Here is a 24,231-nt window from a genome sequence, read left to right as displayed (position 1 = left end):
TTTTAAACCGTTGAATTCCCAAGCCCAAAAAAGATAAATTTCCCCGTTTTCAACCTTTTTAACTCAACAATTAACTCAACAATTAACTCAACAATAACGTCGCCTGATTATCACTTCCCGAATCACTGCTAAACGCTTCAAAATAACGCCGGACCGGAGTCGGAAACTCGGGAAAACGTAACTCCGCGTCTCCCCCCGCCACATCAGCCCAAAAATAGCGCAAATCCGGGGCAAACTGAACCGCTTCTTCCTGTGGTAAACTTAAAGGAGGACTGGTCAACAATTTGGTCATAAATGGAAACGAGTGATCGGCAATCCGCTCCCGTGACTGTTCGGGTAAATCCGGCCAACCGGCAACAGAAGTGATACGATGAGAATCAACCTCTAACACCTGTTTTCCATTCGGTTTGGATCGCATATTTAAAATGCGATAAGGATGAGGATAACTCACCAAAGAACCGGTTGTAATCTCATAGATATTTTGCCATTGAGCAATATCTTGAACGTGCAGATGACCCGTAAACAAAAGCTGTACACCGGCTTGAGATAAAATTTCTAACAATTGCGGTGCATTTTGCAACATATAGCGACGCCCCAAAGGATTTGTAGCTTGACCGGGAAGATGTTCGATCACATTATGATGCAACATCACCATCACCAACTCATCCTCAGCCGTCGCCAACACCTCTTGTAACCAGTCTAATTGTTGTTGATCAAGACAACCAATCTGTTTCCCGCTTTGATCAAAATGGTTAGAATTTAACCCAATTAACCGCACCCCTGGTAAAATCTCATGGGTATAATACAACTGATTAACATTGTCATAGCCAAACCCATGATAAAAAGCCGGAAAATCACTTAAACCTGTTACCAATTCATTCCCGACCGCCTGCGGTACATCGTGGTTTCCCGGAACAACATAAACCGGATAGGGAAGTTTAGCCAAACGTTCAGTTAACCAAACGTGATTATCAATTTCCCCATCTTGAGTTAAATCGCCCGGTAACAGCAAAAAGTCTAAATCACATTTTGCTAAATGTTCCAAAACCAATTCTAAAGCCGGAATACTGGCTTCGACCAGATGAAACCGCCGAGGCTGATCCCAAATCGTGTGAGAAAGGGCAATGTGCAGATCGCTAGCAATGGCAAATCGAAAATTCAAGTTCATAGTCTTATAGCCCGTATTATGTTGATCCCTGTACAAAAGCCGGCACAGGTCCAGTTTTGATTTAAGCTGGAAAAATCACCTAATTTCAATGGATTATCACAATTTTTTATGATGACCGCTAAAATACAACGCCCCATCTTAGTTGGGGGAATCGGACTCTCGTTTTTACTTTGGTTAGTTAACAGTATGGCCCATTCTGCCGCCGAATTTGGCGAAACCGCCTTGGTAGGAACGATCGCCCTCGGGGCGGGTCTGTGGTGGATACAGCGACAATTCCCGAAAACGACCCCCGCCCTGACTCCCAAAATTATCGATCGCCAAACCGTCGATCACGCGATCGCGTACACGGGAAGCACCATCGAAAAGCTGACCGCAGAAGCCCAACAAAGCCGTTTAGCCGAGAATTTTACCGCCAATATCGGCCAATTCCAACAGCAGCTAACCCAACTGACTTCCCAACTCGAACGTCAAACCCTGTCTGTCGGGGTGATGGGCGGAAAGTCCGTCGGGAAAACCCAGTTAATGCAGGGATTATCGGCAAATGGTATCGGCCAATACAGCAAACCGTTAACATTTGTGGAAATTCCCGAGGGCCAGCAAAAGCCACTAACCGACTGCGATGCGGTCCTGTTTCTCACGGGCGGGGACGTCACCGATCCGCAGTATCAAACCATTTCTCAACTGTTGTTGCAAAGTCACCGGGTTATATTGGTCTGGAACAAGCAAGACCAGCATTCCCAGGAAGAACAACCCGTTATCCTCCAACGTCTGCGAGAGACGATGGCAGGGTTGCTAGAAGGCGAAGATGTGGTGGCGATCGCCGCTTCTCCCAGTCCGGTGAAAGTTCGCCAGCATCAAGCTGATGGTTCGGTCAAAGAATGGATGGAAACCCAACAACCGAATATTTTACCCCTGACTGAACGCCTGAGTCAAATTTTAAAACAAGAACAACAATCTTTAGTTTGGGCAACCACTTACCGACAAGCAAAAGCGTTACAAGCCCAAGTCAAAACCGGTTTAAATCAAGTTAGACGGGAGCGGGCTTTACCGATTATTGAACAGTACCAATGGATCGCGGCGGCGACGGCGTTTGCGAATCCGGTTCCGGCGTTGGACGTGTTAGCAACTGCGGCGATTAATGCTCAATTGGTGATAGATTTGGGCGGAATTTATCAACAGAAATTTTCCGTCGAACAGGCTCAAGAAGTCGCGAAAACTATCGGAACTCAGATGTTAAAGTTGGGTTTTGTGGAGTTGACCAGTCAAACGTTAACCTCGTTGTTAAAAAGTCATACGGTAACGTTTGTCGCGGGGGGAGTTGTTCAGGGTGTGAGTGCGGCTTATTTAACTCGAATTGCGGGTTTGAGTTTGGTTGAATATTTCCAAAGCTTGGAGATAGACGAGAAAGAATCCGGTCAGTTTTCGCTCAATATTAACGCGCTCAATCAAACGTTAAAAACCGTGTTCCAACAAAATCAACAGCTTTCGTTATTGCAATCTTTTGTGAAACAAGCGGTTAACCGTCTGTCTCCCCAAATTCAACAAAAACAAGCCAGTCAGTCACCGGCTTCTTAAAGTGTTACTCGATGTTTCTAGAACTAAAAACAATTGATTAATTTAGAAATTCCGATTAATCGATTGTTTTTTTTCATTTTAATCCAAATAGGTAAATTACCATGAATTTATTTTCCGATCAAAATTCCGATTCCGATAACGGTCATCGTGGCGCCGATCCTTTAAATACACTCAATAATCATCACCCAAACTCGGATTCGATTGATGATGTAGAAGTTAGAGAACCCCATCCAGAAACCATTAAAGTTCTTCGCCGTTCTTTTATTTTTTTAGTCGTTATTGGGTTGGTATTGGGGGCGCTCGTTGCGACAGGAATTATTTATATTCTCAATCGATTTGATGTTACCGGTCAACCTCCCGAACCTCCGATAGAACAAGTTCAATAACGTTAAAAGTTCGACTAAAAATTACTTCGTTTGAAAGCGTTGTTCGGCAATTTCTTTGACTTTTTCCCAAAATCGAGGATAGTTTTCTAAAACCTGGTCGAAGTCATCTTTGTATAATACAAAAAGTTCGCAGTAGGTTTGCGTTTTCACCGACGCCGTTCGTCTGCTGGAGTATAACAGCGCAATTTCACCAAAAAACATACCCGCTGTCATGGTGCGGTAAATTCGACCGGTTTTTTCAGAAAAAGCGATCACTTCTCCTCGCTTGATAAAATACATTTCGTGACCTAATTGTTCTTCTCGAATAATGTAATCATTGGGGGGTAGAATTCGGGGTTTGAGTTTGATTACCAAGTCTTCAATAAAGCCTTTATCGGCGTCTTTGAACAGGGGAACTTTTTCCAAGAGTTCTTGGTGAAGGTGGAGGTAAATTCGAGTTTTTATCGAGTGGGGAAGTTCATCTAAAAAGTCTAATTCCATCGAAGCATCGTGGCTGTATTCCCACATATATTGATAATAATCTCGAACTTGTTGCTGTAAGTATGAGGGAATACGACGTTCGCGCATATAGGCTTGAATTTGATCGAGTTTTTCTCGAAATCGTCCTTGATTTGCGTCTAAATTGGCAATTAAAGAGGCGACATTACCAATAATAAACGCATACATCGACACCCCCAAAAACATAATCACTAAAGTAAAGGCTATTTCTAAATCGTTGGTTGGGGTAATATCTCCGTAGCCAACCGTCGTTAAAGTGGTAATTGACCAGTAGAGGGCTTTCATGTATTGGGTGGTGGTACTCGCATCTTGCAAAGAAGCACGGGTTAACCAAGATTGATTTGAAATCGTCGCAACATTGCCAATAAAAAACCACAAGCAAGCTACGCAATGATCGATGAGAAAAATAATAACAACTAAGTTGATCATCCGAATAACAACCGGGTTCACATTAACGTTGTTTTCCCATCTTCGGAAAATTCCCAAACATTGAAACCCCCGTAAAAGTCGAGGAAGTCTTAAAATACTAATCACATAGCCCGGAGTCGTATAAAATATAATTCTAATAATGATATCTATCGGTAAACTCGCAATTAAATTGATTTTAAAATCTTTCGAGCAGTAATTTTGATGAATTTTATGTTTGTCATCAATAAACGCCCCCTGATCGATATATCCAATATGAAACCGGAGAAAAATATCCGCAATTAATACAGAATCGCTGATAATATCTAAAATGAGCCAGATGCCATCGCTACTCGTTTTAAATGCAATCCGAAAGGGAACCGCTATATAATTGTAGAGGGTGACTAAGACAATTAGAGATTCCCAAACGATGACAAATTTTGATTCGGGATGGATGGTTTGCATATTTAAAGTTAACAAAAAAATGGCACTTCAAAGGGAAGACAGTTTTATTATCTTAAAAAAACATAGCTTAGAAACCCAGATAACGGCAATCCCCATTTGCTTAAGGTTATAAAAATTCAAGACTATCGGGGGAAACGATCATTTTTAGTTCGGACATCTGACCAGACCATAATATTATCTAATCCTCAGCTTGTTCTCAGGATAAATTCAGTTCACTTGCTTTGAATAGAAAGAGAATAAACTCAATCGGATTATCAACAAGATCAATAGCAACTGGAAACACCGAGATGCTCGATCATCACCTGAAAAGCAATCGAGATTAAAATATTCAGATTGAAGCTGATGGAAGTTTGCTGTTACCATCATTCATAAGTTGTCACTCCCAACCGGGATAAATTATGCTGAAAACAACCCTGACCCCCTTTGAACATAAATTAGGTTCTCCTCTAACTAAGCAACCCATCTCAGTTTTACAGATTAATTTGGGTAAGCGGTGCAATCTTGCTTGTACCCACTGTCATGTCGAAGCTAGCCCCAAACGAACAGAAGAACTCTCTCCACAAATCTGCGATCAATTGATCGAACTTATTCATCGTTTTCCCCAGATTAAAACTGTTGATTTGACTGGAGGAGCGCCCGAGATGAACTATGGGTTTAAACCGCTCGTAGAAGCCGCTCGTTTACTTGAAAAAGAAGTCATTGTACGCTCCAATCTCACCATTTATTTTGTAGATGGATTTCAAGAGATCCCCGAGTATTGCGCTCGACATCAGGTCAGAATTATAGCATCTTTGCCCTGCTATTTGGAAGATAACGTTGACAAAATGAGAGGGAAAGGTGTTTATCAAGATTCGATAGCGGCGATTCAATGGCTGAATCGGCTTGGGTATGGTAGACAACAAAATTTGGTGTTGGATTTGGTGTATAATCCCGCCTTGCCCAAAAAGGAATCTTTTTCTTTACCCCCGCAACAACAGCAACTCGAACAAGCTTATAAACACTATCTCAAACAACATTTTGACCTCGATTTTAATCAACTTTTCACCATCACAAATTTACCCATTGGCAGAACAAAGTTCTATTTGAAAAATCAAAATCTCCACCAACCTTATCTACAATTTCTCGAAGAAAATTACAATTCAAATACCGTCGAACATTTGATGTGTCGAAATCAGCTTTCTATCGATTATCAAGGCAATATTTATGATTGCGATTTTAATCAAATGGAAAATATTCCCGCTCAGACCTCAACCGGTGAACTTCTCACCGTTGAAACACTGCTCGAATTTGACAGTTTAGATGTCATTCGAGAGATACAAACCGCTCCCTTTTGTTATGGCTGTACCGCAGGCTGTGGTTCAAGCTGTGGGGGCGCTTTAGTTTAAAATTACCGAGTGAAAATGTCTTAGATGAATTCTTCAGAAAAATCTCTCATTCAGCGAAAAAAACTCCCCAAACCTTTAAAATTAATAGGGTTAGCTTTTGGAGTCGCAACGTTGATGATTTTAGCCGATCAAGTTTTCAATCTCTCCGATTCTTTTTCCTCAATTCAAGATTATCTGCGACAAACCTTAGACTGGATTGCAAATCTTGGGTATTGGGGGCCTGTTGCCTTTATTTTGGTTTATATTTTGGCAACGGTTTTGTTTCTTCCCGGTTCGATTTTAACGTTGGGCGCCGGGGCAATTTTTGGCGTTTTTGCGGGTTATGTTTATGTTTCAATGGGTTCGGTTGTCGGTGCAACTTGTGCCTTTTTAGTCGGTCGATATTTAGCTAGGGGTTGGGTTGCCAAAAAAATCGCTGGAAATGAGAAATTTAAGGCCATTGATGAAGCCGTCGCCCGAGAAGGTTGGAAAATTGTGGGGTTAACGCGGTTGTCTCCCATTTTCCCGTTTAACTTATTGAATTATTCGTTTGGGTTAACTAAAGTTTCCTTACGAGATTATGTAATTGCTTCTTGGATTGGCATGATTCCCGGCACAATTATGTATGTTTATCTCGGTTCTCTCGCCGGAGAATTAGCAACTTTAGGATTAGAAGAACGCTCAAAAACCACCGGAGAATGGATTCTTTATGGGGTCGGTTTAATTGCTACAATTGCCGTGAGTGTTTATGTCACCAAAATTGCTCGTCAAGCTTTAAATAACAAAATTTCTGAAGAACAAAATTAACGAAAAATGTCCTTTTTCCCTTTGAAGTTACTCAAAAGTCGGCGATTTTGGTTAACGGTTAGCTTGGTTAGCCTCTTTTGGATGGTTTATTTTAGTCCTTGGAAACTGCAAAATCTCGATCCCGTTTCGCTAACAAATTCGATAGAAAAATGGGGAAATTGGGCAATTTTTGGATATATTTTACTTTATATTCTCCTGACTATTGTCGGAGTTCCAGCAATACCGTTAACAATGGCGGGAGGGATATTTTTTGGTTTGGGTTGGGGAACATTTTGGTCAGTAATTGCGGCTACATTAGGAGCGATAGCGGCATTTTTGATGACTCGATATTTACTGCAAAATTGGGCGCTGAAAACGTTTAGCCGACATCATGCAATCAAAAAATTTAATCGAGCCACCACACAAAACCCCTTAAAATTTGTGTTATTTGTGCGATTGGCTCCCATTTTTCCGTTTAACCTGTGCAATTTTTTATTTGGACTGACACCAATTCAATTAAAAGACTATAGTTTCGGAACTTTATTAGGAATAATTCCCGGAACGTTTACCTACACTTGGTTGGGGGTTAGCGGAAAACGAGCCATAGAAGGAAGTGATCGCTTCTCGATATTCCTCGCTTTGGCAATAGCAACTTTATTGTGTTTATTGCCCAGTGTAACCCGCAAAAGATTGCACTGGAACGAGGAAACCGAGTAACAGCGATAAATCTCATTCCTGTTAACCCCTAACGCTTTTTCATCTGCGGAAATCGATTAATTTGAGCGGCTCCGTAAAAGATCAAAGATTCATTTTGGATTCGCAATCGATCAATCCGCAATTGTGTGCCATCTAGGGCAAATTTGTCTAAGTCCATTAAGTTGTTGACATGATCAATCAACGCTTTACCTAAACTGACCGCTTCGGCATCCCCTTCGTAGGAGACATCAACAAACTGAATTCGACGACGTTCTTGAATCTCAACATTAGTCGTAAAGTCAAGCGAAATGGGTTGAGTGGAATCACCCACCCGCACCTGAGATTGCAGATGCAGCTTTTTCTCGGGCGTGATCCGCATCTCGGTGTTGCTAAACTTTAACGGCTGTCCTTGATATTCGAGGCGCTGTAGCTTATCGATGATAAAGGGAGTATTGAACGAAGACGTCAAATCCTCCTCCGTTAACACCACTCGCATTGTCGCCTGAGTCGGTTGCCGTAACTTCACCTGACCTGCGAAAATGGCACCAAAATCAATCGATACCGCTTGCAGGTAGAGTTCCATCACCGCAATACGAAGCCCGTTGTACATCAGCATTCCTTTGCCGATGAAGTCAAAGCCATCTACACTGCCCTGTAACAGCTTGGCTACGGGTTCAGCCCGGACGTTGGCCTCAATTTTTTCAGAACGTTTGAATAGGGCTGCGATCGCCGTGCTAGCGGCTTTGCTAACCACTTGATCGCCACCTTGGGTCTGAAAAGGAGTGCTTCCAAACAAAGCTTGTACCATTCCCTTGCTCGCTTGCTCACACGACTTATTATAGCGGCTCTATTAAGTTATGTTACATAAGTTGTCTTGATAGGAGTGATTAACCCGCACTTTGAGAAACTTTTGATTTCCGTCTATTGCATATTTGTAGGGCATTTCAGCAATTTTAGAGTATTTTACACTAATTTACAAAATCTGTCTTCTGTGGGAGAACTTGGACATCTGCTCAACTCTCTTCCGGAAGACCCAGGCACTGTAGGGGCGGGTTCCCCATGAATCTATTTTTCCTAGAAATAACCTAGCTAAACTCGCCCCGGAGTCAGGTAACGGGTTCGGGGCGGGTTTATATCATATGATCTCCGGTTGACTAATTTTGTTATGGGGTGGGGCGGGTTTATATCAATGTTGAAGTAGTAGTAAAGATCTTCGTAGAACCCGCCCCTACAGGACTTCTATTTGTTCACTGGTGACTATTTTTTGAGTTAGGATTACTCTTGTGCGGCTCCCAAATTTATGAATTCTTGTTTTAAAGGTAACAATTTTTCTTGTAACTGTTCCGCTCCCGAACGATCAATTAAATAACTGTTGAACACTTGTCGTTGACTCAGATAATCAAAATAAGCCGAAGATAAATAAGGTTTAAAATCGGGATCTTCAGAAATATAAACCTCAAAAAAAGCCACAATTCCACTGTTAGCATAACTATCAATTAACTCGGGACTGGGAAGCGTTAACTTTTCTATGGAATTAATCGCCTCCGTTATTCCCGCATCCAACTGAGAAAAATCCACGTGAGCTTGTCCTTCAATAACCACCAAATATTTTTCTGGAGACTGCAACCAAATAAAAGAACTCGCCTGTTCAAAAATAGCCGGGGTCGCCGGATCGTAAAGACCCGAACCTAACAACACCGGAATCTCCACATTTGCCAAACCTTTCTCGCCAAAAATACTGCGATTCACCGGATTAGCCGCAATCACCGCTTGTATTCTCGGATCGCGAAAATTCGTCGGTAAATTCGGCAAAGAAAGGGCGCGACATTGCAACAATAAAGACGTATTTAAAAAACCAAACTCCGACCTGCATTCTTGTCTTAAATTCTGTAAATCAATCTCAGCCCCCGCCACCGCCAACGCCGTATAACCGCCAAAAGAATGACCGTAAATTCCCACTCGATCTAGTTCAAGCCGCCCTTGAAATCCCCGGCGATTCAACCGTTCTAACCAATCTAAAACATAGCTAATATCTTTGGGACGATTAATAAATTCTTGCACATCAAAAACTTCCTGACTTCGACCCGCTAACAAATCTAACGCATGGCGAAGATCGCTACCCGGATGTTGGGGGACCGCTACAAAATAACCATAAGAAGCCAAATGTCTGGCGCGTTTGCCAAAATCTGCGGGTCGAGAAGCCAAACCGTGAGAAATAATCACAACCGGTGTTTTACCCGATCGCCAAATTTCCGGTTTATAAAGATCAACATAAAATTCGCGATCGCGCCGAGTATCATTGAGAAGAATTCGTTGAGGTTCATCAACTCCATAAGGACCCGGTTGACGCAGGTCCGGTAAATCCGAAAAATTTGTTTCATCTAAAAGAGTCGCTTCCCTCGATAAACGCGCAACTTCTTCATTCAAAATCCGAGTTCCATCAATCACCAATTTAACCGTCTTTCTTAACCTTAAAATTTGATCGAGATTAATCTGTATATTCGTCGGGAGATTATCAAGAAAATTCAACACCGTTAACCCCTGCGGTTGGGATGCGGACTTGATCAAAGCTATCTTTAAAACCGCCCGACCGTTTCCCCCACCTTGAATCGAAATATAACGCCCTAAATTATTGAGAATATCCTCGCCAATCGCCGTATTTAAAAAGCGAGATAGCTGAACCGCATCAACATCAACTGGCTTCATTAAAGCTTCTTGAAACTTGGCTTTTTCCTCATCGGTTGCCCCGGCTAAATTAAAATAAGCTCTCAGATTCTTATCAATTTTTCCGGTTTCAGCAAAAGTTTGTAAAGAACTCACCGGAACCGACAAACGAGCCGTAGCAAAAACAAAATCAATCTCCTCTGCGGCTTTAACGGGTAAAGCGATAACAGCGGTTGAAAACCAACCCACAAGCAAAGCCACACTCCCAGCCGATTTATACCCTTTCTTAATGGATTTATGGATGAGTTTAATCATCTGTTAAATAGTATTTTCCTCTACGAATTAATGATATCGTTGACACAGAGAATCGGGGTGCAGTTCCCCACACCCCTAAAGTTGATTTTTATCAATGTTTGAATTATATATCCTGCTGTTCGTTATCACTTAGATGGAGAGAAAATTCTGTTCGTTGAGAGAATGCAACCCGTCAACTGTGGCCAGAGTTTGGTTTTGAGCGGCGAGAATTGTCGATCCATTTTGGAAACTAACCGTTAAATCTGCGAAGGTCAAGCCATCACTCAAACCGATCAAATCTTGTCCGGGAGTGAAATCTTTAATCACATCCACACCCGCTTGTAAACCCAAATCAAAGCGATCATTTCCTTCTCCTCCAATCAAAACATCATCGCCCAAATTTCCACTTAAAACATCGTTGCCTTGTCGTCCCAGTAAAATATCATTTCCTTGGCCCCCGTAGAGCGCATCATCTCCCGCTTCCCCTAACAGTTGGTCATCACCTTGAGCGCCCAGAAGAACATCCGAAGCGGCGCTACCCGTGAGAATATCATCTTCTACAGTACCGACAACATTACTGTTAGCATCCCGAGATTCCCGAGTAATTGCAGTATCCGCTTCTGCAACAACCGCAGACTCAGGCGCAATCAATTCTACCGCAGCATCGGCCTGAATTAAACCCGAACCGCTTTTAAAATCTAACCCCGGAAGATCAGCATCCAGTGCGGTTTCTTCCAGAATACTGCGAACTTCCGCCGGCGTTAAAGACTCCCCACCCCCACCGGCTTGTAACATCAGCGCCGCAACACCCGCCGCGTGGGGGGCCGCCGCAGAAGTCCCGCTAAAGTTCGGAAACGCATCGCTATCGGAGGAACTATCGGAACCGAAAAAGGTGGTATTGACGCCATCTGTGGCGAGTAAGTTGGGTTTTTGACGAACCAGAGGACTATCTAAGCGCTTTCCGTCTTCTGCCATTAAGATCGGAGTGCCACCGACAGAAGAACTAGATTTGGCTTTGGGCAGACCGGTACCAAATTCTGGAGTATCATTGTAGCTTGTCGCCCCAATTGCGATCGCCCCTTCTGCGTTGGGATGGCCGAAAACCGTCGAACTATTGTGACCGTATTCAAAGTTATCTGCGCCGTTGGAAAAGCTGATATATTTGATTTGATTGGGTTCGGCCGAATCTACCCGTTTACCGATCAAAACGTGAAACTCGCCGCTGTCGGTATTATTCGTAAAAGAAACCGTTTCTAGCGGGTCCGCTCCCACGTTATTGTCGGCGCTAGAAGCAACGATATCATCCGCACTCAGGTTGAGAGAGTCTTTTTTAACAATAAAAATATCTAAATCGCTGGTTGCACCCGAACCGTTACCCACAGAGGCGAAGGGTTCATCCCATTGTAAGGTTAACGGCCCGAGTTTATCTCCCGCATCGAGATTAAATTGGTTAAATACATCAACACCCGCTCCGCTATTAAAATCATGGGCTTCGTAGGTGATACCGTTGACGGTGAATGTGTTCGCTGAGTTGCTAAATTCCGACTCGTAGGAGCGTTGACCGTCGTTTCCGGCGGCTGAGAAATAAACTACACCTTGGTCTACTACTCGGTTAACGGCTTGCGCTGCTATTCCATCTTGGAAAAAGGGCTGATTGGTAAAGCCCATATCATCAACAATTATATCGGCTCCGGCTGCGGCTAGGGCGTCAATAGCCTGTGCCATTTCAACCTCATTGGAAACCCCATAAAACATTAATTCAGAACCGGGGGCGATGTCGTGAATAATTTGCAACATCGCCCGACCTTCATCTTTACCTTTAGGCCCTTCTTTTATGACTTGTACGGGTGTGGTATAACCATCGGGATTTCCTGCGCCCGGAAGGTCGCCACTTCTAACATCATCCGCTGCGGTTACTCCTTCGTTTACTAGGTTGAAGCTATCGGAGATTACGCCAATTTTAATCCCACTACCATCAAGGTTTAGAGTATTACGAATTTCGTCTGTATTCAGAGCAATGTCGCCTTGGCTAACAACTGAATTAGAGCGGGTAATGGCTTGAGGGTTAAACATTTTAGACGATCTCCTGGGATAGCTGAATCTGAGTATTTTTGAGGAATTATTTGGAAAAATAAAGGGGATTTTGGCTCTAAAAACGAGGGCTTTAACGGGTTAAATCAAGTTTTAGTTTTTACTGGTTTTTTTATGATTTTCCGGAAATATCAAACGCTGTTTAAATAATTTGTCCTTGATTTAACTTGTTTTTCTTTTACCTTTGATAATTTAATTATTGCAGTCCGCTATCGGTCTTGTCATCGGTTATACCACTGATATTTCGGCATAACTTCAAGTAAAAAAAAATAGTTTTTTTGCTTGTATACGGATAGAGTTCGGGAAATAATTAGTTTGTTTTTGCCCCGAAACTTACGTGTTTTATCGGAATAGAAATAAATTTAAGATCTACGAAAAAACCCTGAAATGCTCGGGGTTTATTTTGAATTCAATTCAATTTCAGTAAAATTACTGATTCAATATTCGTAAATTGCTACCTTTGTCCGTCTCAATTGCTCAGTAGTTTCTCGGAAAAATTCAAAAATTAATCGCCAATCCTACAGCAAAAGCCCATAAATAGGGCGGTTGAGGCTCGGTGTTTCTACGCAGATTTGATTTAAAAAAACACTCGCCCCCACTCACCCGCCACCAAACCCCAAAAAGGCCTTTTTCGGGAACAGTCTGGAATCGAGATCTTTGTAATGTAGTATATTTGTAGTATTAAAGCTCAATTAGGAGCCGATCTATGATTCCTCGAAAACACATTCGCAACATTGGTATCTCTGCCCACATTGATTCCGGCAAAACCACGCTGTCAGAGCGGATTTTATACTACACGGGCAAAATCCATGCGATGGGCGAAATCAAAGGCAGTCGAGGAACGACGATGGACTCCAACCCCATAGAACAAGCCAAAGGCATTACCATCACCTCTGCTGCGACTAGCTGTCAGTGGCGCAGAAATGAAACCAAAATTCAAATAAACCTAATTGATACTCCCGGACACGTTGACTTTACTATCGAAGTCGAGCGATCATTGCGGGTACTCGATGGGGCGGTTATGGTCTTGTGTGCGGTGGCGGGAGTACAGTCCCAGTCAGTGACAGTCGATCGCCAGATGAAACGCTATCGGGTCCCCCGCATCGCCTTTATCAACAAAATGGATAGGGCCGGCGCAAATCCCGATTCTGTGGTGCAAGCGTTACGCCAGCGCTTGGGTTTAAATGCGGTACTGCTACAATATCCCATCGGTTGCGAGGCGGAGTTTGAAGGGGTAATTGACCTGATCGAGATGAAGGCTCATTATTTTAAAGGTGAAAACGGAGAACTTCGCAGGGTAAAAGCCATTCCCGATCAACTCAGGCTTTCGGCCCAAACCGCACGGGAGAAAATGCTGGATGCGCTGTCGCTATTTTCTGAACCGCTAACCGAATGTCTGCTTGGCGGCGAACCTATTCCCGCCGATTTAATTGTACAGACGATCCGACAGGCAACCCTAAATTTAGAACTGACTCCGGTTCTTTTGGGTTCGGCGTACAAAAATAAAGGCGTTCAGACTCTTTTGGATGCGATCGCGGACTATCTTCCCTCGCCGGTCGATCGCGAAGCCATTGGGGGAGTTGAGGTGAAAACCGGCTTCTGCGGTTAATATTGCGGCGAACCCCGACGATCCGTTAGTGGCTTTGGCGTTCAAGCTAACCGTTGAACCCATCGGTCAATTAACCTATATCCGCATTTATTCGGGAACGCTCAAACCCGGAGATCAGGTTTACAATGCGCGTACCGGGGAACGATTGCGGATCGGACACCTCAAACGAATGCACGCCAACAAACAGGAGGATATTTATATTGCGATCGCAGGAGATATTATTGCTTTAGTTGGGGTAGACTGCGCTTCGGGTGATACGCTGTGTGCAGAAAATCGGTTAATCTCCCTAGAGGGGATGTTTGTACCGGAACCTGTGGTTACTTTGGCGATTATTCCTCGGCGTCAACAGGATATCGCCCGTTTATCGAAAGCGTTGAACCGTTTTGGTAAAGAAGACCCCACCTTTCGGGTTAGCGTTGACCCAGAATCCCACGAAACCCTAATTTCGGGTATGGGTGAACTGCATCTAGAGATTTATCTCGAACGGATGAAAAGTGAATACGGCGTCGAAGTAGAAGTCGGAAACCCGGCTGTTGCGAACCCGTGAAGCGATCGCCCAAGCGGTTGAGTTTGATTATCGCCTGAAAAAACAGTCGGGCGGTGCCGGAGAGTTTGCCCATGTTACCGGACACATCGAACCCTGCGATCGCCCCTTTGTGTTTGAAAATCGGGTGGTTGGGGGTGCGATTCCGAAAGCGTTTATTCCCGCCTGTGAAAAAGGCTGTGAAGATGCCCTCACCACAGGCCCGGTTGAAGGATATCCGGTTATGGGGATTAAAGTGATTTTAGAAGGAGGATCGTATCATGCGGTCGATTCGTCTGAATATGCCTTCCGAACGGCGGCGCAGCTTGCTGTAAAGCAGGCGATTAGCCAAGCAAAACCCTATCTATTAGAACCGATCATGCGGGTTGAGGTGGAAACACCCCAGGAGTTTGTCGGACGGGTTCAGGGCGATTTATCCGCCCGTCGGGGATTGTTGTTGGGGTCGCAAACTCAATTTGGGGATTTGATTATTCAAGCCGAAGTGCCGTTAGTGCAGATGTTTGGTTATTCTAATTCACTGCGATCGCTGACTTCGGGAATGGCTACATTTACGATGGAGTTTGCTTGTTATCGCCCGGTTCAATAATATCGGTTCAATAACCGTTAAGAACACCTCTAACTCTGTTGTTTCAGGGCTAGGGGTGTTCCCTGCAAACAAGCCCCATCCAAGACTGTTCCTAGCCAGACGATAATAATTTTTTTGAGGTGTGATTGCTAGACTCAACAATGCTTCTAGTTATGAAGCAATTACTTTATCTTTTTTTAGAGTCGCTTGTATATCAAAACTTAATATTGTTCTGTCTTTAGCTTCTGTCGAGTATATCACATTACGTTATTTTGGAATTGGAAGTATCCATCGGGTACGGTGAACACCTCGGTTTCGATTGTACCCATATCTTCGGTGAGGTTAACTGTTGCAGAGGTGTTGTTCAGTACAGCTACATCTGTTATTTCTATAATAACAACCCGTTCGCTTGGGAGAGAGAAATCAGGTTGGAGAGGCTTCAACAAGTCGAATTCACCACTCTCAAAGTCTGCAATGCGTTCATTGACTTCAACAAGGGCACTTTCTAAATCTTCTACGGTAGGTGCATTTTCATCTAAGGTTCCATTTGCCTCTTGTTGTGCAGTCTGATAGATTTTTTGTTCTAGAAAAAAACGAGATTCAGATAATCCTGTTAAAGGATCTTCTTCGATTACTTCATCCGCAGGCGGAGCCAGATCAATTAACGGAACTTCATTAAAATTGACAGAGGAAAGCAACTGAGGAATATTTTCAATCTCTTCTCCAGCTCCACGAAGTATGCCGTAATCCTCAGTCCATGAAGAAGTTAAGAACAGGTGATCGCCCTGACGGATTAATTCTATTGCGTAAGGGGTTTCAGACGAGCTAGATTCAGATACCGATTCAATGCCTATCACATCAGATTCTGGCACCACAAGTGCAAAAGGGCTATTGGTCAGAAATACATCATCACCTTCGCTACTGTTGAAATCTCGGGTGTAGTTAACAAACTCCGTTGTACTAAGTATAAATAAATCACTGCTACTTCCACCCGTGAAAGTGTCTGTGTCACTACCTCCATTCAAAGTGTTGTTGTCACTATCACCATACAAGTTGTCACGACCACTTGACCCTTCTACGTTGTCATTTCCTTGCCCACCAAACATAGTATCTCGGTCGGAAGATCCGAACAATAAGTCGTTTTGCCCATTTCCAAATATTAAATCACGACCTCCTGCGCCATTTATACTGTCGTTACCTCCTAATCCGTAGATGGTATCATCCCCTGCCGATCCTTGGATATTTTCACTATTATTAGTTCCAAATAAAGGTGTAGCCATTATATTGATCCTAATTTGAAGGTTTTCGCGGATTTTTCTTTCCGTTACTTAGATTGTATCAGAGGTTTTATAAACGAAAGATAAAAATTTTTAGATAAAAAATTTTTTAAAAAGTATCGTATTTAATTAACTTTCTATTAAACTTAAAATAAAGATTGTAAAATATACCAGAGATCTTTTGAACTCTAATAATCTAATAGATAACATAAATGCTTACAATCATTTCATTGCCAAACGGAGAGATTCAAAATCCCGATGGAACATTGTCGTTATTTCCTCCTGATGGGGTTCAAGGAGTGGGTCGTTCTGTTGAACTTCGTGGCTCTGGTGTCTTTATTGGAACTGCTTCAATTGATACTATCTTTAGCTTTGACGAAGGCTCAAAAATTGTATTTGGCTTAGAAGATAGTGACGAATTCACTGGATTTGGTTTGGGTACAACCCTATTTTATGGAGGTTCAGGAGATGATAATTTCATCGGAGGATTTGGTGATGATACCGTTTACGGCGGAGTGGGCATCGAAGCATTAAGGGGCGGAGATGGAAATGATTTACTGTTTGGTCAAATCGCTGGGGATTCTATCGATGGTCAAGTCGGAAATGACACTATTTTTGGTGGGGAAGGAGACGATTTCATTCGAGATCAGAGTCTCCCACTAGAAGTAAATTTACTTTATGGAGGCCAAGGCGACGATAATCTGACTGCTGGGGCTGGAAATGATTCGATTTGGGGAGATCGAGGAAACGACAATATGCAAGCTGGAGCCGGGGTAGATATATTGACCGGAGGAAACGGGTTTGACGTTCTAATTGGAGGGGATTTTGGAATCCCACCAGAAGGGGGTGCCCCGTCGTTCCCAGGGGATGATACGCCCGATGAATTCGTGTTGGAGGTTCAGTCTGATATCTCCTTTGATCTGATCTCCGATTTTGAGGATGGCATTGATAAATTCAAGCTGCCGGAGGGTATCTCGTTTGATGATCTGGCGATCGCTGAACTCGGAGTAAATGCCGATATTCTCAACCAGATTCCAGATCTAGGTTGGATAAACGCTCCCACAGACATTGGAATTCGACTGGTTCAGACGGGTCAACTTCTGGCGGTACTGAATGCAAATATTGGGGATGACCCAGACATCCCCGTTCTAGCAAGTAATCAGATTGACACAGAAGACTTTGTTTAAGAGACTATTTCCATAAAAATGGCAAGATTTACACAAGATTTACAATAGAATTTGCTTGTTATCCTCAAATTCATTAATATTCTCGGTTATGGGTGTTCCTTCTAAACAAGCCCCATCTAAAACGGTTCCCAAGAATTGAGTTTGTTCGACAATGGCACAAAGTAAGTTCGCCCGTTGTAGGTTGGTTCCGCGTAAAATAGCACCGCTGAGGTTGGCTTCTTCCAAGTCCGCTTGGGATAAATCGGCTCCCGAGAGGTTGGTATTTCTCAAGTCTGCGTGCTGTAAAATCGCTTGAGAGAGGTTAACACCGCGTAAATCAGCCCCGCGCAAATCAACCCCGGTTAAATCTAACGGCCCACAACTGGCCCCCGTTAAAAAGGCGCCGGCAAAACTGGCTTCCGAGACATCCGCATCCAACAAAATAGCACCTCGCAGGTCCGCATTTCGCAAGTCCGCCCCGACGAGGTTAGCACCCGTTAAGTCGGCGCCGCGTAAAATAGCGCGAAGGTTCGCCCGTTGTAAATTGGCACCGTTGAGACTGGCACCGGTTAAGTTGGCTTGGGATAAGTCTGCATCGCTTAACTCAGCCCCCGATAAGTCTGCACCAGGGAGGTGGTCATTTGCGAGTTGTTTGAGTTTTCCCAGTCGGATAGCGGTTAAGTCAAGATTCATCATTTTTTTTATTAACGTTTTTATAAGGAGTTCAGAAGTTCGAGGAGTTCGAGAAGTTCTGAATTAATCCTCAGAATCAGGAGTTTATATCAACTCCGGTTAATACCGATTATAAAAGTGTGGGGAGATCAGGAGATTTTTACTAACCGATCACCTTAACATCATAAAGGGTTTCAATCCAAACCCTTGCACCACAAGGGAGAGGTTTATCGGGACGATAGACGACACGACATCCTCCCGGTATTTCTACGATATGCCCGTAAGTATTGGTCTGACCTTTTTTAACGCTAATCACGGGAAGTTGTTCCTGATGTTTTTGATTTTGCCGAATTCTTTGAGAATTAACGTGAATAATCGTTCTTGCAGGCTTTCTTCGATTGCGCCAACGCGGAGCCGGGCCTCTTGTACCTCGCTTAATCATCGGTTTGCCCTTAAACAGGGGAATTAGCCACATCTTCCCGGTCTTATAGGCACCTTCGACTCGGCCTGCGCTCAGAAGAACTCGCAGACGAGCGGTAGAGATTTTTAGAATACGGGCTGCTTCTGTAGTACCTACTATCATTGGACTATAAGGGAATCGCAATAGTTTTCAAAGCTCTATAACCAAATTATAAATGATCTGCCGATCAATAATCAATGATCTGGCTATTCGGTATTGGAAGTAGCGGGGTTCGGCGGAAATCTTTTCACTGGTCAGGTGATATAGCACTACGCCGACACGGTGTTTGACATTAGTAAAAGCGAAAAGTTGAGGCAGTGCGTTGGGCGGGTTCCCCGACTTAAAGCAACTGCCGTGGCGGTGTCGGTTTCCGTCCCGCCAAACTTTTTAAGAAGCAGCAAAGCCTCTTTTCCTCTACTTCTGACTCTCGTGGCATCGGTGCTGCGTGGGGCAAACCCGCGCTTACCCTCCGGGTTCGGCAGTTGCTTTACTTGGGGAGACCCCAAGACCGCACTGCGCTCACCGCACTTTGCGCTTCTGACGACTGACATCACGACTTGCGCGTAGCGCTATAACTGGTCAGGTGTCTGTTATTCGTTGATTATACAACCGGATTTGATATTAGAAGTTCGAGGAGTTCGAGAAGTTCAGAATTAATCCTCAGAATCAGGAGTTGAGAAGTTCGAGGAGTTCGAGAAGTTCAGAATTCATCATCAGAATTAATCAATTGCCGTCACCCCCCAACTTCTTGAGAGATCAAACCTCAACCATTTGATTTAATCTGATTTACACTCGAGTTTTCCTCTAACCAAACGTTGGGTAATTGAGTCGGTCGGTCCGGTAACTGCATTAAACCCATTTCCGTCAGTCGAACCACCGTACTCAGCGACTCCACCAACTGCGGATCAAAGCGGGTTCCGCTAAATTGTTGGCATTTTTCCAACGCTTCAGACAAACTCAACGCCGGACGTTTTCCCCGAGGTAGAGTTAATTCCTGAAAATAAGAAACTAATCCTAAAATGCGAGCTTTAATATTAATTTCTTCGCCCTGTTGACCATCGGGTTTCCCGCTACCATCCCAATGTTCGAGTTGATGAGTCACCACATTTTTGACAATCTCAATTTCCGGCATGGCTTCTAACAGTCTACCTCCAATTACCGCTCGTTCTTTCCACAAAGCCCGAGTCGCATCATCCATTTCCTCTGGAGTTTGGGTAAACACTTCCTGGGGAGCGGAAGCCAAACCGATCCGATGCAGTAATCCCGCCAGACGCAAGCGCCGCAACCTCACCGTCGGTAAGTCTATCAGTTGACCTATGGTTTCGCACAAAGCCGATACCTGCAAAGAAGCACAGGGATTATAGGGGTCCCGTTCATCCACCCGTTGAGCCATTCGCAGAAACGCTTGTAATTTATTGGCGTTAATATTGCGGCTGACTCGCTTGGCTTGACCTTCAAGTTCCCGCAGTTCCCGGGCTTGGCGATTTATGGTAATCAGTTCTTGTTGGGAGGTTTGTAAATACGTCACAATTCGGGAAACCACACCGCTCAAGTCGGGAATGGTTGTACTGGTGGTTCCGATAATCTGTTGATGCTGCTGTTGGAGTTGGTTGGCTAACTCAGGGTTGTAGGGTTGGATGCGTTCGATTAAGATTTCCGCCGACTTGCGAACTAAGTTCGAGTCAAACGTCCACAACCCATAAAATTTGCGTTCTGTATCAACACTCGGTAGACCTTGGGGGAGATATTCTTCCTCGGAGAGTTCGTAACACAGAACCATCGCCGTATAACCCGGAGCGAGAACAATCAAATTCCACTCCTGGATCAAATCATCACTGGTGTCTAGGTGAACAAGGGAGACGTTTTCTAGCTGACCGGTACGATGATTGATAAATCCGCTATCCGGTAAAGCCGCGATCGCCACGTGACGGCAATATTGGGCTAAATCATAATAGCGTTCGGCTTCTTGTAGATACCACTTTCCTTCTTGGAAGGTGACTAAAACCAGAGGTTGTTGGTTCGGGTCCGGGTTAGAGGTTTGTAAAATGTGGTCTTCTAAAGCGTGGCACAGTGCGACTAAGGTGTTTTTATAGTAAACTCCAAAGCTGTTCGGCAGTTGACCGTTAGGCAATGCAGTTTTGAGTTGGTTTAATGTGGATTCTGGATTCATTTCGACAGGCAATCCCGACAGTTCTTTTAATCTTAGCTAGTCTTGATCCCCTAACGGGGTTCAGGAACACTAAAGGTTTATATTAAAGTGGTTTGAGCAGATCCCACCAAAAAACACGGCGACCTCACTTGATCGCCGTGTCTTTTGTTGGTTGTAGCTGGGTATTGCTCATGGTTGGACTCGGATCGCAGTCAACCTTGGGCCATTACAGATTGTTCGGGTCGAGCAAAAATCATCCGTCCCGCCGAGGTCTGCAAGGAACTGGTGACAACGACTCTGACCTGATCGCCCACGTAGTCGCTTCCGGCTTCGACAACGACCATCGTACCATCCTCGAGGTAGCCAATTCCCTGAGAGGGTTCTTTCCCTTCTTTGCGAATTTTCAAGTCTAGGCTATCTCCGGGTAGGTAGTTGGGGCGTACCGCTTGAGTGAGGTCGTTAATGTTCAATACCGGAATTTGCTGCACCGTTGCCACCTGAGACAAGTTATAGTCGTTGGTGAGCAGTGTCGCGTTAATTTCCTGGGCTAACCGCACTAACTTCGCATCAACGGTTTGTACGTCTTCGTAGTCGGCCGGATGAATTTGAATGCGATCGGGGTAGTTTTCTCGAATTTGATTTAAAATCTCTAATCCTCGCCGTCCCCTGGCTCGCTTTTGGTCGTTGGCTGCATCTGCCACCAGTTGCAACTCTTGTAAAATAAAGCCGGGAACCAAGATTTGTCCTTCGAGAAAGCCGGTTTCGAGCAGCTTCTCCACTCGACCGTCAATAATACAACTGGTGTCGAGAATTTTTGTGGGTGCTGGTTTGAGTGTTCCTTCGGCTACCAGCATACTTTCTAAACTGTTGGGGTTGATCAGCCGCAAAAACGCCCGTCCGTGTGTATCTGCCAGGTTTACGCCGGTAAATCCTAACATGACACTGAACAACACCGCCACTAACGGTTTGATAAAACCAAATTCTCTCGGAATTGGCAACAGAAATAAGGGTGCTAGCATCAAGTTCGCCACTAACAGCCCAATGACTAAGCCAATGGCACGAGTCAGCAGTACGTCAATGGGCATCTGTCGGACTTGCTCTTCGAGTCGGCGATAGGTGGTTTGAACCACTAAGCCTAGCACTCCTCCGATCAGGGCGGTGAATGCAGCCGTGACCGATCTCAGTCCCTCGATATTGGTGACTTGCTCCAGTACGTTGTAAGGAAGCAGTTCAATACCATAGAAGCCCATTCCTGCGCCCGCTAGGATGAATAGAATGATAATGATTGCATCTAGCATTGTTTAAGGCTAATGGAATTGGATAAGGATTTCCTTTGGGGTATTTCCGCAGGTTTTCGTTCTATTATATCGTTCAATCAAACTTTACTGTTTTCCTGATCATCTTTCGGTAAACCGACATTATTCTTATCGTTCTACTCGTTTTTTTGATCAACGGGCAAAGCCTTTAACTTAGGCCGAACACAAGCCCGAAGCTTGATTTGCGATCGCCCCACGACTCCCCAAAGATTAAGGATAATAGATTAAGTGAAATTTTGTTAATGCGTAGATTGCAGAAAGTCTTGAGATGCTAAACCGCCCAATGGAGTCTATTCCCCGATCGGCTTATATTCATATTCCCTTCTGTCGTCGTCGCTGCTATTACTGTGATTTTGCGGTTGCGGTTGTTGGCGATCGCAAACGGGGCGAAAATTCGGCTTGGATACAACAATATGTTGATCTGTTGTGTGAGGAAATTTCTCAGGGGAATGTCGGGGATCGCCCCCTGGAAACGGTTTTTTTCGGGGGGGGAACGCCTTCGCTGTTATCTGCGAGTCAGTTGGGTCAGATTCTTGATACACTTGAGCAGCGCTTTGGGATTGATTCCGATGCGGAAATCTCGATTGAAATGGACCCGGATACCTTTGATCGCCATTTGTTACAAGGGTTTGTTAATTTGGGGATTAATCGGGTCAGCTTGGGCGTACAAGCGTTTCAAGATGAATTGTTAAAAGCTTCTGGGCGATCGCATACGGTCGCCGATGTTTGGAAGGCGGTTGATTTAATTCATGGGGTCGGAGTTTCTAACTACAGTCTGGATCTGATTTCCGGTTTACCCCACCAAACCCTCGAACTTTGGCAACAGTCTCTAGAACAGGTTTTAAAGATCAATCCCCCTCATGTTTCCCATTATGACCTGATTGTAGAACCCAAAACCGTATTCGGACGGTATTATTCTCCCGGAGAGTCTCCGTTACCCACCGATGAAGCCACAACCGAGATGTATCGTTTCGCCCAAAAAACTCTCACTCAAGCGGGTTATTCCCATTACGAGGTGTCGAATTATGCTCAAAGCGGTCGGGAGTGCCGCCATAATTTAGTTTACTGGCATTGTTTGCCTTACTACGGGTTTGGTATGGGTGCGGCGAGTTATTTACAAGGATATCGACTCACCCGTCCCCGACAGACTCAGCTTTATTATCAGTGGGTGCGATCTGAAAATCAAATGCTTGATGCGGAATGGGTCGATACCCCTGGCGATCGCTTGTTGGAAAGGTTAATGTTGGGGTTGCGGTTGAGTGAAGGGGTCAATTTAAACGCTTTGAGTCAAGAATTTGGACAGCAAACCGTTAAAGAGATTCTCGACTGTTTGCGTCCCTATCAACAGCGGGGATGGGTGGAAGTTTTAGGGGTGGATGGGATAAACCCAGGGAGCGATCGCTTTGCAGATTTTCCGAGTTGGGGAACGCTAAAATTAACCGATCCCGAAGGGTTTTTATTTTCTAATACGATTTTAGCCAGCTTATTTAAGGAGTTTACGGATTCGGATGTTTCTTTGCAGTACAGTTGACCCATGATTTAACCAAAACAGTTTTCTTTTTTTTGTCCCTTTCTCATCTTTAGAAATTCTTTATAAAAAGAAAAATATCTTGGCAAAAATTGTTGATTAGTCAATTCGTAATTTCGGGGTTGACGAGACAGATAAATGATGGCTAATTATTCATCTCTAACTCCAGATAGAAATTCAATCGACTGATCTTGCAAAAAGGTTGGAAAGAGCAGTAGAATTAAATAAAGGATTGACCTAAACACAAAGTCAAGATGCTAGGGATCAAGACAGCGAGACAGGTCAACCCCAGGGTTGGCAAAGGAAAATTCAGTCCAACCTGTGTCAATAGAAAAACGATCAGGTTAAGCCGAACACGGACAGACAGGCACAAAAGCTGTGAGTCTGTCCTTTTGAATGAAAAGTTAGATCAAAAAAAAGGTTAAACCGTTTTTTTGTTCCGAAAGACGATGAGAAATTGAGTAATTTTCCAACCTCTCAATTTTTTCAGAATAACTTGGGATTATTCCTCGGTAAAATGAGGAATTTGCCACTCGTAAAAATCACCTTTTAA

20 protein-coding genes are annotated in these 24,231 nt (G+C 44.0%); 10 read left to right on the top strand and 10 right to left on the bottom strand.

Annotated elements, in window-relative coordinates:
* Positions 1–82: 82 nt before the first annotated feature.
* Positions 83–1,168, bottom strand: a complete 1,086-nt coding sequence (locus ACL6C3_RS27355; RefSeq protein ID WP_413162897.1) for a metallophosphoesterase family protein — start codon at positions 1,166–1,168, stop codon at positions 83–85.
* 108 nt (positions 1,169–1,276) lie between these two features.
* Here ACL6C3_RS27355 and ACL6C3_RS27350 point away from each other — a divergent pair, with 108 nt between their 5' ends.
* Together ACL6C3_RS27350 and ACL6C3_RS27345 are read left to right on the top strand one after the other, a co-directional pair.
* Positions 1,277–2,743 (top strand): DUF697 domain-containing protein, encoded by a 1,467-nt coding sequence (locus tag ACL6C3_RS27350; RefSeq protein ID WP_413162896.1) that lies wholly within the window; start codon positions 1,277–1,279, stop codon positions 2,741–2,743.
* Positions 2,744–2,844: 101 nt separating this feature from the next.
* Positions 2,845–3,129: a hypothetical protein gene (locus tag ACL6C3_RS27345; protein ID WP_413162895.1), complete on the top strand. Its 285-nt coding sequence runs from the start codon at positions 2,845–2,847 to the stop codon at positions 3,127–3,129.
* 21 nt (positions 3,130–3,150) lie between these two features.
* Here the strand turns inward: ACL6C3_RS27345 and ACL6C3_RS27340 are convergent, their stop codons facing one another.
* Positions 3,151–4,497, bottom strand: a complete 1,347-nt coding sequence (locus tag ACL6C3_RS27340; protein ID WP_413162894.1) for an ion transporter — start codon at positions 4,495–4,497, stop codon at positions 3,151–3,153.
* 398 nt (positions 4,498–4,895) lie between these two features.
* Here ACL6C3_RS27340 and arsS point away from each other — a divergent pair, with 398 nt between their 5' ends.
* The 3 genes from arsS to ACL6C3_RS27325 are packed head-to-tail and all read left to right on the top strand — an operon-like array spanning position 4,896 to position 7,364.
* Entirely contained in the window at positions 4,896–5,882 is a 987-nt protein-coding gene (arsS, locus tag ACL6C3_RS27335) for an arsenosugar biosynthesis radical SAM (seleno)protein ArsS (protein WP_413162893.1), read from the top strand.
* A gap of 24 nt (positions 5,883–5,906) precedes the next feature.
* The gene (locus ACL6C3_RS27330) at positions 5,907–6,668 is read left to right on the top strand and encodes a TVP38/TMEM64 family protein (protein ID WP_413162892.1); all 762 of its coding nucleotides are present in this window, start codon (positions 5,907–5,909) and stop codon (positions 6,666–6,668) included.
* Positions 6,669–6,674: 6 nt separating this feature from the next.
* Complete coding sequence (locus tag ACL6C3_RS27325) at positions 6,675–7,364, top strand: TVP38/TMEM64 family protein (RefSeq protein ID WP_413162891.1); 690 nt, start codon at positions 6,675–6,677, stop codon at positions 7,362–7,364.
* 28 nt (positions 7,365–7,392) lie between these two features.
* Here ACL6C3_RS27325 and ACL6C3_RS27320 read toward each other — a convergent pair whose 3' ends face one another.
* The 3 genes from ACL6C3_RS27320 to ACL6C3_RS27310 all read right to left on the bottom strand — a co-directional run bounded on the left by ACL6C3_RS27320 (position 7,393) and on the right by ACL6C3_RS27310 (position 12,374).
* Positions 7,393–8,151 (bottom strand): DUF2993 domain-containing protein, encoded by a 759-nt coding sequence (locus ACL6C3_RS27320; RefSeq protein WP_413162889.1) that lies wholly within the window; start codon positions 8,149–8,151, stop codon positions 7,393–7,395.
* 467 nt (positions 8,152–8,618) lie between these two features.
* The gene (locus ACL6C3_RS27315; protein WP_413162887.1) at positions 8,619–10,322 is read right to left on the bottom strand and encodes an alpha/beta hydrolase; all 1,704 of its coding nucleotides are present in this window, start codon (positions 10,320–10,322) and stop codon (positions 8,619–8,621) included.
* A gap of 129 nt (positions 10,323–10,451) precedes the next feature.
* A complete protein-coding gene (locus ACL6C3_RS27310; RefSeq protein ID WP_413162886.1) occupies positions 10,452–12,374 on the bottom strand; it encodes a S8 family serine peptidase in 1,923 nt (640 codons plus the stop codon).
* Positions 12,375–13,098: 724 nt separating this feature from the next.
* Between ACL6C3_RS27310 and ACL6C3_RS27305 the strand changes: the two genes are divergently transcribed.
* The 3 genes from ACL6C3_RS27305 to ACL6C3_RS27295 are packed head-to-tail and all read left to right on the top strand — an operon-like array spanning position 13,099 to position 15,131.
* Positions 13,099–14,001 (top strand): GTP-binding protein, encoded by a 903-nt coding sequence (locus ACL6C3_RS27305; protein ID WP_413162884.1) that lies wholly within the window; start codon positions 13,099–13,101, stop codon positions 13,999–14,001.
* Between the two features lie 34 nt (positions 14,002–14,035).
* Positions 14,036–14,548: an EF-Tu/IF-2/RF-3 family GTPase gene (locus ACL6C3_RS27300; RefSeq protein WP_413162883.1), complete on the top strand. Its 513-nt coding sequence runs from the start codon at positions 14,036–14,038 to the stop codon at positions 14,546–14,548.
* Positions 14,535–15,131: a hypothetical protein gene (locus ACL6C3_RS27295; protein ID WP_413162882.1), complete on the top strand. Its 597-nt coding sequence runs from the start codon at positions 14,535–14,537 to the stop codon at positions 15,129–15,131. Before ACL6C3_RS27300 ends, ACL6C3_RS27295 begins: the two co-directional genes overlap by 14 nt.
* A gap of 236 nt (positions 15,132–15,367) precedes the next feature.
* Here ACL6C3_RS27295 and ACL6C3_RS27290 read toward each other — a convergent pair whose 3' ends face one another.
* Positions 15,368–16,390: a calcium-binding protein gene (locus ACL6C3_RS27290; protein ID WP_413162881.1), complete on the bottom strand. Its 1,023-nt coding sequence runs from the start codon at positions 16,388–16,390 to the stop codon at positions 15,368–15,370.
* 209 nt (positions 16,391–16,599) lie between these two features.
* Between ACL6C3_RS27290 and ACL6C3_RS27285 the strand changes: the two genes are divergently transcribed.
* Entirely contained in the window at positions 16,600–17,574 is a 975-nt protein-coding gene (locus ACL6C3_RS27285) for a calcium-binding protein (protein WP_413162879.1), read from the top strand.
* Between the two features lie 39 nt (positions 17,575–17,613).
* Here the strand turns inward: ACL6C3_RS27285 and ACL6C3_RS27280 are convergent, their stop codons facing one another.
* The 4 genes from ACL6C3_RS27280 to ACL6C3_RS27265 all read right to left on the bottom strand — a co-directional run bounded on the left by ACL6C3_RS27280 (position 17,614) and on the right by ACL6C3_RS27265 (position 22,132).
* Positions 17,614–18,246, bottom strand: coding sequence for a pentapeptide repeat-containing protein (locus ACL6C3_RS27280; protein ID WP_413168425.1), 633 nt, complete (start codon positions 18,244–18,246; stop codon positions 17,614–17,616).
* A 142-nt stretch (positions 18,247–18,388) separates the two neighbouring features.
* Complete coding sequence (locus tag ACL6C3_RS27275; RefSeq protein WP_413162878.1) at positions 18,389–18,808, bottom strand: DNA-binding protein; 420 nt, start codon at positions 18,806–18,808, stop codon at positions 18,389–18,391.
* Positions 18,809–19,448: 640 nt separating this feature from the next.
* On the bottom strand, positions 19,449–20,855 hold the full coding sequence (locus ACL6C3_RS27270) for an HD domain-containing phosphohydrolase (RefSeq protein ID WP_413162876.1): 1,407 nt from the start codon (positions 20,853–20,855) through the stop codon (positions 19,449–19,451).
* A 191-nt stretch (positions 20,856–21,046) separates the two neighbouring features.
* Entirely contained in the window at positions 21,047–22,132 is a 1,086-nt protein-coding gene (locus ACL6C3_RS27265; protein WP_413162874.1) for a PIN/TRAM domain-containing protein, read from the bottom strand.
* Between the two features lie 286 nt (positions 22,133–22,418).
* On the opposite strand from ACL6C3_RS27265, the gene hemW reads away from it, so the two are divergent.
* Positions 22,419–23,681, top strand: a complete 1,263-nt coding sequence (gene hemW, locus ACL6C3_RS27260) for a radical SAM family heme chaperone HemW (protein ID WP_413162873.1) — start codon at positions 22,419–22,421, stop codon at positions 23,679–23,681.
* The last annotated feature ends 550 nt before the right edge of the window (positions 23,682–24,231 follow it).

This window comes from Capilliphycus salinus ALCB114379 (assembly GCF_047276495.1).
GTDB classification, from domain to species: Bacteria; Cyanobacteriota; Cyanobacteriia; order Cyanobacteriales; family Microcoleaceae; genus Capilliphycus; species Capilliphycus salinus.
The sequence above is the reverse complement of the archived record's forward strand: the minus strand, read 5'-3'. Positions and strand labels throughout refer to the sequence as shown.

Excerpts from the sequence above, each read along its gene's own strand:
- hemW (WP_413162873.1), top strand. The coding sequence starts at position 22,419 with ATGCTAAACCGCCCAATGGAGTCTATTCCCCGATCGGCTTATATTCAT.
- ACL6C3_RS27330 (WP_413162892.1), top strand. The coding sequence starts at position 5,907 with ATGAATTCTTCAGAAAAATCTCTCATTCAGCGAAAAAAACTCCCCAAA.
- ACL6C3_RS27270 (WP_413162876.1), bottom strand. The coding sequence starts at position 20,855 with ATGAATCCAGAATCCACATTAAACCAACTCAAAACTGCATTGCCTAAC.
- ACL6C3_RS27315 (WP_413162887.1), bottom strand. The coding sequence starts at position 10,322 with ATGATTAAACTCATCCATAAATCCATTAAGAAAGGGTATAAATCGGCT.
- ACL6C3_RS27350 (WP_413162896.1), top strand. The coding sequence starts at position 1,277 with ATGATGACCGCTAAAATACAACGCCCCATCTTAGTTGGGGGAATCGGA.
- ACL6C3_RS27305 (WP_413162884.1), top strand. The coding sequence starts at position 13,099 with ATGATTCCTCGAAAACACATTCGCAACATTGGTATCTCTGCCCACATT.
- ACL6C3_RS27280 (WP_413168425.1), bottom strand. The coding sequence starts at position 18,246 with ATGAATCTTGACTTAACCGCTATCCGACTGGGAAAACTCAAACAACTC.
- ACL6C3_RS27290 (WP_413162881.1), bottom strand. The coding sequence starts at position 16,390 with ATGGCTACACCTTTATTTGGAACTAATAATAGTGAAAATATCCAAGGA.
- ACL6C3_RS27310 (WP_413162886.1), bottom strand. The coding sequence starts at position 12,374 with ATGTTTAACCCTCAAGCCATTACCCGCTCTAATTCAGTTGTTAGCCAA.
- ACL6C3_RS27340 (WP_413162894.1), bottom strand. The coding sequence starts at position 4,497 with ATGCAAACCATCCATCCCGAATCAAAATTTGTCATCGTTTGGGAATCT.
- ACL6C3_RS27320 (WP_413162889.1), bottom strand. The coding sequence starts at position 8,151 with ATGGTACAAGCTTTGTTTGGAAGCACTCCTTTTCAGACCCAAGGTGGC.
- ACL6C3_RS27325 (WP_413162891.1), top strand. The coding sequence starts at position 6,675 with ATGTCCTTTTTCCCTTTGAAGTTACTCAAAAGTCGGCGATTTTGGTTA.
- ACL6C3_RS27265 (WP_413162874.1), bottom strand. The coding sequence starts at position 22,132 with ATGCTAGATGCAATCATTATCATTCTATTCATCCTAGCGGGCGCAGGA.
- ACL6C3_RS27355 (WP_413162897.1), bottom strand. The coding sequence starts at position 1,168 with ATGAACTTGAATTTTCGATTTGCCATTGCTAGCGATCTGCACATTGCC.
- arsS (WP_413162893.1), top strand. The coding sequence starts at position 4,896 with ATGCTGAAAACAACCCTGACCCCCTTTGAACATAAATTAGGTTCTCCT.
- ACL6C3_RS27275 (WP_413162878.1), bottom strand. The coding sequence starts at position 18,808 with ATGATAGTAGGTACTACAGAAGCAGCCCGTATTCTAAAAATCTCTACC.
- ACL6C3_RS27285 (WP_413162879.1), top strand. The coding sequence starts at position 16,600 with ATGCTTACAATCATTTCATTGCCAAACGGAGAGATTCAAAATCCCGAT.
- ACL6C3_RS27345 (WP_413162895.1), top strand. The coding sequence starts at position 2,845 with ATGAATTTATTTTCCGATCAAAATTCCGATTCCGATAACGGTCATCGT.